Origin of the sequence: Paraburkholderia sp. SARCC-3016 (assembly GCF_031119615.1) — a bacterium.
GTDB lineage: Bacteria > Pseudomonadota > Gammaproteobacteria > Burkholderiales > Burkholderiaceae > Paraburkholderia.
On the sequence record NZ_JAVHZD010000028.1, the window covers coordinates 110,743 to 123,002 of the forward strand.

At 61.3% G+C, this 12,260-nt stretch carries 11 protein-coding genes; 4 read left to right on the forward strand and 7 right to left on the reverse strand.

Features of this window, described 5'->3' with window-relative positions; translation table 11 throughout:
- Positions 1-101: 101 nt before the first annotated feature.
- Both QYH69_RS25985 and QYH69_RS25990 read left to right on the forward strand, forming a co-directional pair.
- Positions 102-1,130 carry an AraC family transcriptional regulator gene (locus tag QYH69_RS25985; protein ID WP_308834610.1) on the forward strand — a complete coding sequence of 343 codons (1,029 nt, stop codon included), beginning with the start codon at positions 102-104 and terminating at the stop codon, positions 1,128-1,130.
- A gap of 118 nt (positions 1,131-1,248) precedes the next feature.
- Positions 1,249-2,142 carry a 2OG-Fe(II) oxygenase gene (locus QYH69_RS25990; RefSeq protein WP_308834596.1) on the forward strand — a complete coding sequence of 298 codons (894 nt, stop codon included), beginning with the start codon at positions 1,249-1,251 and terminating at the stop codon, positions 2,140-2,142.
- A 21-nt stretch (positions 2,143-2,163) separates the two neighbouring features.
- On the opposite strand, the gene QYH69_RS25995 is transcribed toward QYH69_RS25990, so the two are convergent.
- From QYH69_RS25995 to QYH69_RS26010, 4 genes are all read right to left on the reverse strand, one after another.
- Positions 2,164-2,835 (reverse strand): hypothetical protein, encoded by a 672-nt coding sequence (locus QYH69_RS25995; protein ID WP_308834597.1) that lies wholly within the window; start codon positions 2,833-2,835, stop codon positions 2,164-2,166.
- A 163-nt stretch (positions 2,836-2,998) separates the two neighbouring features.
- A complete protein-coding gene (locus tag QYH69_RS26000) occupies positions 2,999-4,468 on the reverse strand; it encodes a cytochrome c peroxidase (protein ID WP_308834598.1) in 1,470 nt (489 codons plus the stop codon).
- A gap of 199 nt (positions 4,469-4,667) precedes the next feature.
- A complete protein-coding gene (locus tag QYH69_RS26005; protein WP_308834599.1) occupies positions 4,668-6,989 on the reverse strand; it encodes an alkaline phosphatase family protein in 2,322 nt (773 codons plus the stop codon).
- Between the two features lie 673 nt (positions 6,990-7,662).
- Complete coding sequence (locus QYH69_RS26010) at positions 7,663-8,202, reverse strand: DUF417 family protein (RefSeq protein ID WP_308834600.1); 540 nt, start codon at positions 8,200-8,202, stop codon at positions 7,663-7,665.
- Positions 8,203-8,655: 453 nt separating this feature from the next.
- On the opposite strand from QYH69_RS26010, the gene QYH69_RS26015 reads away from it, so the two are divergent.
- A complete protein-coding gene (locus QYH69_RS26015; RefSeq protein ID WP_308834601.1) occupies positions 8,656-9,489 on the forward strand; it encodes a methyltransferase domain-containing protein in 834 nt (277 codons plus the stop codon).
- A 42-nt stretch (positions 9,490-9,531) separates the two neighbouring features.
- Here QYH69_RS26015 and QYH69_RS26020 read toward each other — a convergent pair whose 3' ends face one another.
- The 3 genes from QYH69_RS26020 to QYH69_RS26030 all read right to left on the reverse strand — a co-directional run bounded on the left by QYH69_RS26020 (position 9,532) and on the right by QYH69_RS26030 (position 11,181).
- Positions 9,532-9,804, reverse strand: coding sequence for a hypothetical protein (locus tag QYH69_RS26020; protein WP_308834602.1), 273 nt, complete (start codon positions 9,802-9,804; stop codon positions 9,532-9,534).
- 46 nt (positions 9,805-9,850) lie between these two features.
- A complete protein-coding gene (locus tag QYH69_RS26025; RefSeq protein ID WP_308834611.1) occupies positions 9,851-10,234 on the reverse strand; it encodes a VOC family protein in 384 nt (127 codons plus the stop codon).
- A gap of 116 nt (positions 10,235-10,350) precedes the next feature.
- Positions 10,351-11,181, reverse strand: a complete 831-nt coding sequence (locus QYH69_RS26030; RefSeq protein WP_308834603.1) for an oxidoreductase — start codon at positions 11,179-11,181, stop codon at positions 10,351-10,353.
- A gap of 109 nt (positions 11,182-11,290) precedes the next feature.
- On the opposite strand from QYH69_RS26030, the gene QYH69_RS26035 reads away from it, so the two are divergent.
- Complete coding sequence (locus QYH69_RS26035; protein WP_308834604.1) at positions 11,291-12,199, forward strand: AraC family transcriptional regulator; 909 nt, start codon at positions 11,291-11,293, stop codon at positions 12,197-12,199.
- Positions 12,200-12,260 lie beyond the last annotated feature (61 nt).

A 12,260-nucleotide genomic window follows, 5' to 3' on the forward strand; every position in this document is an offset into this window, starting at 1 on the left:
AGCCCGCATCTTGTTGTACCGATGATAGTTAGATACGATCTGCCCCGTAAGGTCGTTTCCGGACAGAGTGATGTCCCTGGAGGACATCCGGAGGAGGCATGTTGTCTTCGAAATTTCCGTTGCTGAACGAGCGCATTTATGCGCCATATAAGATCGCGGCACTGGTCGAGGTTCTCGCGGAACAGGGCATTAGCGCAGAGGAGAGCCTGAAGGGAAGCGGCGTGGCGCCGAGCCAGATTTACGACGCATCGTTCCTGACGTCGGTACGTCAGTACGCTGCTGTCTGCAGCAATGCGGTCAATCTCTCATCGAGCGCTGCGACGCCTTTCATGACTGGTTCGCGTCTCCATCTCGCGGCGTACGGCATGTATGGATACGCGCTGATGTCTTGCCTTTCGCTGCGCGATTACTTCCGGCTTGGCGTGAAATACCATCGCCTCGCAACGCCGACGTTGACGATCGAATGGACCGAGTATCCGGACAGCTCCGTCTGGACGTTTCCCGATGCGTTCGCTTCCAACCTTCCGCACGACGTTCAGCGGTTTCTGCTCGAGCAGCAATACACACAGCACGTCACGCACTTGCAAGACGTTGCAGGAAGAAGCTGCCCGCCGGTCCTCGCGCGCTTCTCCTATCCGGCGCCACCGCACGCGAATATTTATCCCGAGTATCTCGGCTGCCCTTGTGAATTCGACGCGCAGCAGTGCGAGCTCATCTATGACAGCGCGATACTCGAATTCAGGCCGCAGCTCGCGCACCGGCATTCGGCGGCACTGCTTCAGGAAACGTGTGACCGGCTGATCGGGCAAGCCAAGACATCGTTCGGCGTCTCCGGCGAGGTGTATCAGGAATTGATGCGCAAACCCGGCGAATTTCCCGATATGGAAACGGTCGCCGCCGTCCTGAAGATGACGAGCAGAACGCTGCGCCGGCGGCTCGACGCGGAAGGCACGTCCTTTCTTGCCATCGTCGACGACGTGCGCTGCTCGTTGGCAACCGAATACCTGAAGACGACGAAGATGAGCACGGAAGACGTTGCCATGCTCGTGGGCTTCAGCGACACGGCCAATTTCCGCAGGGCACTGAAGCGCTGGACAGGAAAGGGACCCGGCGGAATCCGGCAGCAATAAGCCCGATCTTTTTTGTTTTGCGAACCGGTATGTGCATACGCTAGCGTCATGGACGGTCGCTATCATGGCGGCTCGCTGTTGCGTTCATAACCTGCCTCGCCTTATCCGCGATATTCCGATGACAATAACAGTCAGTTTTCCTGCCGAAATCCGCGACTGGATCGCTCACAATCTGACGCGCGGCGTGGCGCCGTCGGCGATCGTCCAGGAACTGGTCGGCCGAAACAACCCGCTCGAGCTTGCATCGGCGATGGTCGATGCGGTGTCGTCGGCGTTCATGTATGGCATGCCATTGCCTGGCGGCACGATAGAGGTCGGCGCGCCGCCATTGACGTACCAGCCGGAGGCGTTGCGCATACCAGACGGCCCGTTGATTCCGCTCGGCGAACGCACGGCGCGGGTCGTCGCGCGCATGCAGCGGCCAGCCGCGGTCCAGCTCGCCAATTTTCTCGGCGCGAACGAATGCGAGCAGTTGATTGCACTCGCGCGACCGCGTCTGGACCGCTCGACTGTGGTCGATCCGGTGACCGGCCGTCATGTCGTGGCCGGGCATCGCAGCAGCCACGGCATGTTCTTTCGCCTCGGCGAAACGCCGTTGATCTCGCGCCTCGAAGCGCGTATCGCGGAACTTACCGGGCTGCCGGTCGAAAATGGCGAAGGCCTGCAACTGCTGCATTACGAAGCCGGCGCCGAATCGACGCCGCACGTCGACTATCTGGTCGCGAACAACACGTCGAACATCGAGTCGATCGCACGCAGCGGCCAACGCGTGGGTACTCTGTTGATGTACCTCAACGATGTCGATAGCGGCGGCGGAGAAACGGTCTTCCCGCATCTCGGCTGGTCGATCACGCCACGGCGCGGTGACGCACTGTATTTCGAATACGGCAACCGCTTCGGTCTGTCCGACCCGAGTTCGCTGCACGCGAGCACGCCGTTGCGCGCAGGCGAGAAGTGGGTTGCCACGAAATGGATTCGTACGCGTCGCTTCGTGCCGCGTCAGAATGCGTAAGTGGCCGCGGCCGGCGGCAGGTCAGCGCTGGAATACCTCGTCGGCAACCCAGCCATCCGCTGTCAGGTGCACGCCTTCGCGCAACTGCATCGTGCCCGCGCCCTCGATCACGCGTTTGATCATCGGGAACACGCGCTGCGCGTCGGCGTCCTTCGCCCACGGCGCCGGATCGATCCTGTACGTGTAGACCACCGACGTCACGGTCTTGCCGTTCAGTTGCATCGGTTTTTCCCAACCCACCACCTTGTCGAGCGTGAGAGTCGCGGCGCAGAAGTCTGCCGGATGCGTGACGCGCGACGTCGCCGTTGCGACCACTTCGGGCATGTGCAGATAGTACTTCTGACCTTCGTGCGTCAACTGATACTGTCGCGCCATCGCAGTGATCTTCTTGCCGTCCGTGTCGGCACGCTCGACCTGCATGTCCTTGCCCGTCACGAGCGCGAGTTTTTCGAGCACGGGCATCTGGATCGCGTCGCGCGTGCCGCTGGCACGATCGTCGGTCGTCACGTAGATCGGCCAGTCGTATTTGGCGAGACACAGATGGCCGTGCTGCGCGAGGAAGCCATTGACGGCGGCGGTGAAATTCTCGCGACTGGCATCCTGGCTGCTGTCATGGCAGCCGGCGAACAGCGTCAGGGCGATCAGGGACAGCGCGCCGCCAGCAAGGCGGGCAACGGTAGAACGTCGCATCATGGTCTATGTTGCTCAGGTTGGGTCGTTTATGGATTGAGTCGTCGCTTGCGTAGTGCCCGGCTTCATCGCTCCGGTGCGCGCAGCGATATGTGCGGGATCGATGGTCCGACTTGCAACGCGCGGCCCGGCCTTGGGCCGCGCGTCGTTCGTGCGTCGATCTTCTTTAGTTGACGCAGGCGCCGCTCGTCGGTGGCGTGGCGGGCGGTTGATAGCCGTCCGTCAGCGTGTTCAGGAAGCAGATCACGTCGGCGATATTCTGCGGCGTCATCTGCGGCGCAGAATGGACTGCGCGCGGCAGCGCACCGTCCGCCGCGGTCGTGCCGCCCGCATCGGTCTGCCCCTGGCCGAGCGGCAACTCTTCGTCGATATTGCCCTGGAACTGCGCGGGCAAATCGTTGAAACGCGCGACCGTGGCGCCCGACGCGGCCTGCGGGAACAGCGCGAACGACGGGTTTTGAATCATTTGGCTGGTGTCGCCGCCCGTGCCCGGATACCAGTATTCCGGGTTCGTGTCGCGCGTGTTGTAGAAGTTCAGCACCTGCGCGAGCGAGTGGAATACGCCGTTGTGAAAAAACGCCGTGCGCGTCGAGACGTTGCGCAGCGTCGGCACCTTGAAACGGCCGCAGTACGGATCAGGAACATTCACGCCGGTGAACTGATCCGGACCGTTGCCGCTGTTCGCGGTGCCGGGCGGGTGAATCGTCGCGAGCGGACCGCACAGGCCCATGTCGTAGTACGCGGTATCCGTGTTGCTCGGGATCGGGTCCGGATTGCCGGGAATTTGCGCATCGTTGCGCGGCGCGCCGATCGCCTGATACGTAAAGTCCGTCATCAGCCCGACCGAGCCGTTGAAGTTCGCTCCGCCGTAATGGCAAGCCACGCATCCCGCGCCGTTGTCCGTGTTGTTGAAGAGCGCGAGTCCGCGCAGTTCCGCTGCCGTCAGCGTGCCGCCGATCTTGTTGCCCAGATACAGGTCGAACTTGCTCGTGTACGGCTCGAAGCTCGGATCTTCTTCCTGAAATGCCTTCAGCGCCAGCCCGATGTCGGCGAACGCGGTATCCGTATTCGAGAACACGCCTGCGCCGTACGCTTGCTGGAACAGCGCCGCATAGGACGCGCTTTGTACGGCCTGCACCACATTCGCCGCGGACGCGTTGTTCATTTCAAGCGGATTGAGAAGCGGCAGCGACACCTGACTCGCGAGCGTCGTCGCACGGCCGTCCCACATGAAGCCACCGCCTGGCGCATTCTGCGTGAGGCCGTCGGGGTTCGCCGCGACGTCGTCGTATGGCGGCGTCATCGATTTGTAGCGCAGCGAAGGCACCGCGCGCTGGCCGGCCACCGAGGGATCCGAGCCGAGTTGTACGGACAGGCTGTTGGGCGGTCCGTACGCGAATTGAGGGCTATGGCAGGTCGCGCAGGACATGTTCTTGCCGCGCGACAGGTTCTGGTCGAAGAATAGTTGCTTGCCGACCTGGGCAGCCGCGCTCAGCTTGACCTGCTGCGTCGTGCCTCCGCCGGACCCGGACGACCCGCCCGACGAGGTCTGCGACGAATCTCCGCTGCCGCCGCCACACGCCGCCAGCATCAATAAGAGCGCACCCGTGAGCGTGCCGACATAAAGCTTGCGCATATCGATTCCTTGCTGGTCCGCCTTTTTATCGACGCCGTTTGGAAACGGCATTCGAAAGCAGACGCAGATGGGATGTCACACGATGCAACGGGCAGGCCGCGCATTACGCGGCCTGCCATGCATCGACTGGTATTGAGGAAGGAACAGTTTCGGCGGCGGGGCACAGCGATGCGCGTCCCCGCCGCTCCGTCTGCATCGCTTACTTCTGCGTCCAGGCGTTGGTCTGGTTCGCGTCCGGACCGACCTGAGCGGTAGCGAGCGACGTGCCGCTCACGTCACCCGGGTTGAGGCGCTGCGTGTACGCTGCCGGAATGACATAGGCGTGGTTCATCGGGCGCACCGAATCGAAGTGCGTATCCGCGCTGCTGGCGAATTCCGGCAGGTTCAGGATGTTCTGAGCGATGAACGATTCCGTGTACTTCGCGCGGGCCAGGTACGTGGCCGGTTGCTGCGGATCGGCAATCTGGAACATGTCCTGCAACGTGCGCACGAGCGAGAAGTGGCTGTACGAATCGCTGTCCGTGACTCCCTGCGTCGCGGTCTGCTGGTTCGTCAGCATGCCGAAGATCGAATTGCCGTGGCCGAAGTTGCCGTTGCCGTACTTGAACAGCGGCGCCGCCACCGGGGAGAACGTGCCGTCCGCGTTCTGTTGCAGCGGCTGGTCGCCGCTCGTCTTCGACGTATTCCAGCCGCAGCACGAGGTGCTGGAGCCGCCGCCTTCGTCGAACATGACGACGATCGCGACCTTGCGCTGACGGTTCGTCCACAGCGGCGATGCCTGGATCTTGTCGACGATCAGCTTGACGTACGCGTCGCCGCGCTGGATCAGATTGGTGTTCTTGCACGAGGTATCGTTACCTACGCCGTGCATGTCGTCGCACTGGTCCGGCATGATGAAGTTGATATTGCCGACATCGCCGGTCGCAAGGTCGGTGCTCAACTGGTCGTAGTTGTAGCCGGTCGGGATCGTGTAGGCGGTCGACTTGGCCCAGTCCGCAGCGGTGTATTGCGTGCCGAATACCGTGCGGTTATCGGCGTAGAACTCGGGCAGATTGCGCGTCGTCTGATAGGCCATGCCCGGATGGTGCTTCGTCTTGTAGAGGCCGTTCGGAACCGCGAACGCCGTCCCCACCGAGCCCGGACCCGTGTAGGTGTCGGACACCGCCGCATCGGCAATGCTGTCCGAGCGCGGATCCTGCCCCGGGTTCATCGATTCGCTATACGTGCGCCAGTTCATGCCAGCCTGCGAAATCAACGTGAACAGGCTTGGCGCCGAGACGTTGTGGTTCGCAGCCGTACCGACGTTACAGGTGGTGGTGCCGACGTTCGAAAGGTGCGCGGTGTCGAGCGGCGGGGTGATGCCCGTCGTCGCAACGAGCGGCGCGCCGTCCGATGCCGTGCCGCCCGGGAACAGGGCGTCCGTCGGCGCATTGTTCACGCCGCTGCCCGGCGCGCCGGCGCCGCAACCCCACCAGTTGTCGTCCGTGATACCCCAGTCGTCCGCGCCGCCGAGTGCCGTGTAGTTCGGCTCGCTCGGGTTGCCGGTTGCGTAGTAGGTGGTGAAGTTGTTGTTGGCAGCGAGCAGCGCGTTGATGTTCGGTGCGAACTGCGAACCGAGAATCGTGTTCGTGCTCTTGTTCTCCAGCATCACGATAAAGATGTTGTCGTAGCGCGGAATGCCTTCGATGTTGAACGCGGCCTGCTGCGACTGTGCGAACGTGATCTGCGTTTGCCGTTTCGCGGGTACAACGGCGGTGGCGGTGCTTACGTTCGTGAGGCCGACCAGCGACGGATCGCCGCCCGGCACGGCGAGGTTATCGGGGTACAGGTCGTGGCGATCGAACTTGGTCGTCGCGTACGTGTAGCGGTTCGCCAGCTGATTGTCTTCGAACAGAATGGATTGCTGCGCGGCGCCCGACAACGCGTTCACATCGCCGAGCACGTTCGATGCGGTCACTGCCACCGACGATGCACCCAATGCCGGTGCGCTCATGCGCGAGGCCAGGTTGCTTTTCTCGGTCGCGTAGCTGGTGCCGTTTGCTTCGACGAGACGCTGCACTTCGCTCGACATCGGGCTGATCACGACGCCGGTTGCGCCCTGATCGGCGATCTGCGCAGACGATGCGCGTAGAATCATATGGCTGGCGACGGTCTGGCCGTTCGCGGTGTTTTTAGCCTTGGTGCTGACGTCGGCGATCAACTGGCCGGTGCCGGTGGTCTTCAGCGTGAAGCGGCCATTCGCGTCTGTCGTCGCGGATGCCGAATCGCATGCGCCGTCGCCGTTCGCGTCGAGGCACACGGTAGCGCCGCTGTAATAGCCCGCCTTGATGGTCGGGTTGCCGGTCGTATTGCCGGGAACATAGCCCGCGGCTACGACGACGCCCGATAGCGTCTGCCCTTGCTGCGTGCTGCCTGCGGACGTCGACGGACTATCGTCGCCGCCACCGCACGCGGTCAACATGCATGCGGACGCGATCGAGGTTAGAAGAAAAATATTACGAGGTTTAGTCATGACCGACATGTGGGAGCCCCTGGGGATAGTTGCGTTGCTACTTCTTGTGCTCTTTTGAACGCTGGACCTGCTACCGGCGGGGTCGGATTATCGGGGTGCAAAATTAACATTTTGTGAAAAACTACATTCACAAGTGTTTTCAATTCTTTCGATGAGCCTTTAATCGATTTCCTTTCAATTGTATTTATATGAAAAGGAATGCTGATAATCGGGCGTTCGTTCCAGGCGCTGAAGATGCGGCTCTCGATGGCCGGCAATGGGTGTTGACGGGGGAACAGCCTCCAGCCCAGGATTGCGGCCGGACGATATGACGTTTGATTCGGGGAACCGCTTCAGAAGGCCTGACGAACGAACGTTCTCTGGATTGTTGTCACTACACTGTAATACGTTAGTTGTTATATCGTATGTTTGTGTAAATGAAATATTGAAAAATGTTTTGGATCAGATCGATGCCCGTTTCTCGATGCCAGCGGGTCAACGGGCGGCCGCCGTAAGTTTGACCCGGTATCGAAACAGCGACGATGTGGCGCGCATGGCGCTCTGAAGAACTGGATCGGTTCATCGTATTCGGCTGGTTTAGGGGGCCGAGTTTTTTTCACCGGCGCCTTCGGCGCCGGTATTTTTTCGATGCCCGATCCGGATGACCCGCCGCGCAGCGAGGCGAGGGGCCGGGCTGGGTTCTTTACGCCGTTACGCGGCGAGTTTGCGAAGCAGAAGGTGCTCCGTTAATCGACGCGGCGCGAGCCTCGATGACTCGGGCCACGTCCTGCTTGAGCAGGTAGATCGAGACGACGAGCAAAACAAGGTCTTTCAAAAGGAAGGCCGACACGATTGTCATCGCGGGAAACCCTCCTGCCGCAGATTCCCAAGCGCCTGGAGCGAATGGGAAAATCGAAAACGTGGCGATGAAGCTGAACGTGGAACCGAGGGCACCCAGCACGCCCAGTTTCTTGTTCCAGTACCCAAGGAACAGTAACGAGCCGAAGGTCCATTCCGCGGTTCCGAGCAAGACGCTCGTGCCGCCGACGCCCAGCACCGGAATCATCCAGAAGATAAGCGGGCCGTGCGTGATCAGTGGAACCAGCCCCGTGATTTCGGCGTTGAACCATTTGTCGTAGCCGAACCAAGCGAAGATGACCACCATCGCGGCGCGCAGCAAATGGTAGTCGAGGTCGTGCTTCAAAAGACCCGAACGGCCCAGTATGTCGACAAGGTAATTCATGATTTTCTCCATTTGGGAACAGTGAGCCCTCCGGCGCCGGTATCGGCCCGAAGCGCAGAGGTCTGAATGCGTACCGTTAAAAGCGCTTTTCAACGGTTCGCTTTCGTCAGTGGAAGCAGTATGTCCGTCAGGCGCGGTGCTTTTAATACTCAATCGGATCGGAAAATTGCCTGAAAGCATCAGGCGGCCGGCGCAGTAGCCGGGCAGACCGACGGGTTGTGCCGCCGCCTTGACTGCCTGGCCGGATCGCAACCACGAAGCCGCACATCAGTTCCGGCGTCCCGCGCAAAACATCTGGACGCCCGGTCATTTCCCGATCCGAATGGGATGCCGATACTAGGACTCACGCAATTCAGCAATAAAGACCGGTGAGGCGCTCATCGAGCGCCGAAGATGCGACGCTGCACAACCAGGCACACGCGAATTGCTGCCCTCGTCCTTCAGGAGTTCCTTATGTCCGCTGCTGATTCCGCTCTCGCACCTGTTGCAGACTTCGCCGCCGTCAAGGTTCGCCAACAGGCAGCATGGTCGACGGGCGATTACGCCGTCGTGGGCACCACGCTGCAGATCGTTGGCGAAAACCTTTGTGAGGCGCTCGATGTGCGCGCCGGCAGCCGCGTGCTTGACGTTGCCGCCGGCAATGGCAATGCGACGCTCGCCGCCGCGCGCCGCTGGTGCGACGTCACGTCGACTGACTACGTCGCCTCGCTGCTGGATTCGGGCCGCGCGCGTGCACGAGCCGAGGGGCTCTCCGTACAGTTCGAGGTAGCGGACGCGGAAGCGTTGCCATACGGCGATGCTTCATTCGACATCGTGATGTCGACCTTCGGTGTGATGTTCACGCCCGACCAGCAAAAGGCAGCAGCCGAGCTCGCGCGTGTTTGCAGGCCAGGCGGCCGGGTCGGCCTCGCGAACTGGACGCCCGAGAGTTTCATCGGGCAGGTATTCAAGCTGATCGGCAAGTACATTCCGCCGCCGGCAGGCGTGAAGTCGCCGGCACTCTGGGGCACGAAGGCGCGCCTCGAAGAGCTGTTCGACGGCAGTGCCCGTACGATCACGACGATCAATCGCCATTTCACGTTCCGCTATCGATCGCCGGCGCATTTCATCGAGGTCTTCCGCACGTTCTATGGCCCGATGAACAAGGCCTTCGCCGCGCTCGAAGGCGAATCGCAGGCGGCATTCGTCGCCGATCTGACGGCACTGATCGAAAGCCGGAACCGGTCGAACGACGCGACGCTCGTGCTGCCGAGCGAGTATCTCGAAGTCGTGGTGGAACGCCTGTGAATGGCTCGCTGTGCGATAACGCAGCGGCGCGTTGCGCGGACACTAACGGTAGTTCACGAAGTTGATGATGTCGTTGAGGAACCACGGCAGAATCAATTGCGTATCCGGGAAACTGGTGCCCACGCTGAGCCTCGGCGGCTTCGGCGCGGCGTAAGCAGATATCGCCGCGTCGGGTGCGCGCAGCGTGGTCGAGTGCGTGTTGCCTGTTTCCGGCGACGCGACCGGGTTTGTCGTGGGCGGCGGCCGTGTCGACGCGCAGCCGTTGACGAGCGCGATCACGACGACGGCGTAGCCCGCAGTCGTTGAAGTCCGCACGCCCGCCCCGAAGGGTCGGCGCCGATTCGTGGCGATTTTCAAGCCGCTAGGCCCCGATCTTGTAAGGGCGCGTCATGACCTCGAGAAAATGTCCATCGGGATCGTCGAAATACATTCCGCGGCCGCCGTTGTGCAGATAGGTTTCGCCGGCGCGCTGTTTGCCGGGGTCGGCCCAGTATGGAAGTCCTCTATCGCGAATACGGGCGAAGACGCGGTCGAATTCGTCCTCGCTGACCAGAAACGCATAGTGCTGCATCGAGATTGCGCCGTCGCGTTCGAAGAAGTCGAGCGACACGCCATTATCGAGTTGAACAACAAGCATCTGGCCGAACTCGACCGGATCTGGAAGCGCCAGGATGTCCATCAGGAATCGAGTCGAGTTCCGCTTGTCGCTGCACCAGACAATCGTATGATTTAGCTGGACGCCCATGTTGTCACCCTCACTGAATGTGGCGTTGAGTGCTGCGTCGCCATCATTCAACATAGTCGAGGTCTGACGGCATTCAAGTAAATCCGCCCTCCGTCCAGATCCCTGATGAAAGCCGCTCACCCGTCCGTCGAGACCGTCACCGCTTCCCATGCGCGGATTTCGTCTCCTAGTGCCGACAACCTGTCTCGCACGAGTCCGAGTGCATCGCTGCCGAGCAACAGGTGGGCGGGTGGACGGTCCGCGGCAATCGCTGTGAGCATCGCGAGCGCCGCTTTCCGCGGATCCCCCGGTTGCCTGCCGTTTTTCTCCTCGCGCGCCTTGCGGATAGGATCGAAGATCGCGTCGTAGTCGGGAATCGAGCGAGGCGTTCGAGTCATCGAGCGGCCAGCCCAATCGGTGCGGAACGAACCCGGCGCAACGGCTGTTACGGCGATGCCGAAAGGGCCGACTTCCTTGCCGAGCGTTTCGGAGATCCCGACAAGCGCGAATTTGCTCCCGCAGTAGTAAGCGATCCCAGGCATGGTGATATGACCGCCCATCGATGCCACGTTCAGGATGTGGCCGCGTCGACGCTTGCGCATGAAGGGCAAGACCGCCTTCATCATCGCGACTGCGCCGAATACGTTGACATCGAACTGCCGCCGCATTTCCGATAGCGGCGATTCTTCCATGATGCCTTCGTGACCATAACCTGCGTTGTTGACCAGCACGTCGACAGGTCCCACGCTCGCCTCGATTTCCGACACGATACCGTCGATGCTGTCGAAATCGGTCACATCGAGTACACGTGCAAAAGCAGCCGCTGACAGCGACTCGAAATCGCGTTTGGCCTGTGCACTCCTTACCGTACCGACCACCGTATGCCCGACAGCTAGCGCTTCCTTCGCGAGCGCGAGGCCAAAGCCGCTGCTGACGCCTGTAATGAGCAGAATTTTGCTGGATGCCACTGAAGCTTCTCCCGAATGTTGTTTCGAGAGTGCATACTAGTCTGCACACCGAACGCAAATAAGCCAGATTTCGCTGAATTTATTGCCTAAAACTATGAGCATGAAGCGCATGTCCACTGATCATTCCGCGCCGGCATCTCGCAGCCAGAAGCGCATGGTCGCGTTGCTGCACGCATTGGCGCCCGATGAGGGCTACAACCTGACGGCACTGCCGAGCGTGCGGATCCTGCGGTCGAACCGGGCGCTGTCGCGCACGCCGGTTCTCTACGATCCGGGCATCGTGATCGTCTGCCAGGGCCGCAAGCGCGGCTACTTCGGCGATCAGCTCTATCTGTACGATGAGCATCACTACCTGGCGGTGTCCGTGCCCGTACCGTTCAGCATGGAAACCGACGCAACGCCGGAGCGCCCGCTGCTCGCGCTATATCTGCACCTCGATTTCGCCCTCGCCGCCGAACTGGCGGCGCTGATCGACCGCGAAGGCATGGCGGAACGCATGCAGGCGCCTCGCAGCATGATGTCGACACCGATGGACGACGCAATGCAGGCTTCCGTGTTGCGCTTTCTCGAGGCGATGAACCGGCCGCTGGAAGCGGCGGTGTTGGGCCCGGGCCTGCTGCGCGAACTGTATTTCCGGGTGCTTACCGGAGCCCAGGGGCGCTCGATGCGAGAAGCTCTGGGAATGCGCGGACAGTTCGGCAGGATAGGCAGATCGCTACGCCTGATTCACGCCGGCCACGCACAGCCGCTCGACGTCGCGCAGCTCGCGGAGGAAGCGGGTATGAGCGTGCCGAGTTTCCATAGTCACTTCAAGGCAGTTACGCAGGTGTCGCCGATGCAGTACGTGAAGTCGACACGTCTGCATCAGGCCCGTCTGTTGATGGTGCGTCAGGACCTGACCGCGGAGGCCGCGAGCAACGCCGTCGGTTACACGAGCCCGTCGCAGTTCAGCAGGGAGTTCAAGCGGCTATTCGGATTGACGCCCGCCGCAGAGACGAAACGCAAAGTCGGATCGTAGCCATGTCGTTCTGTGAGCCAAGGAGTTGGTAGAATGTTTTGTCTTCCTAAGACCGCTTGGC

Excerpts from the sequence above, each read along its gene's own strand:
- QYH69_RS25990 (WP_308834596.1), top strand. The coding sequence starts at position 1,249 with ATGACAATAACAGTCAGTTTTCCTGCCGAAATCCGCGACTGGATCGCT.
- QYH69_RS25995 (WP_308834597.1), bottom strand. The coding sequence starts at position 2,835 with ATGATGCGACGTTCTACCGTTGCCCGCCTTGCTGGCGGCGCGCTGTCC.
- QYH69_RS26000 (WP_308834598.1), bottom strand. The coding sequence starts at position 4,468 with ATGCGCAAGCTTTATGTCGGCACGCTCACGGGTGCGCTCTTATTGATG.
- QYH69_RS26005 (WP_308834599.1), bottom strand. The coding sequence starts at position 6,989 with ATGTCGGTCATGACTAAACCTCGTAATATTTTTCTTCTAACCTCGATC.
- QYH69_RS26010 (WP_308834600.1), bottom strand. The coding sequence starts at position 8,202 with ATGAATTACCTTGTCGACATACTGGGCCGTTCGGGTCTTTTGAAGCAC.
- QYH69_RS26015 (WP_308834601.1), top strand. The coding sequence starts at position 8,656 with ATGTCCGCTGCTGATTCCGCTCTCGCACCTGTTGCAGACTTCGCCGCC.
- QYH69_RS26025 (WP_308834611.1), bottom strand. The coding sequence starts at position 10,234 with ATGGGCGTCCAGCTAAATCATACGATTGTCTGGTGCAGCGACAAGCGG.
- QYH69_RS26035 (WP_308834604.1), top strand. The coding sequence starts at position 11,291 with ATGTCCACTGATCATTCCGCGCCGGCATCTCGCAGCCAGAAGCGCATG.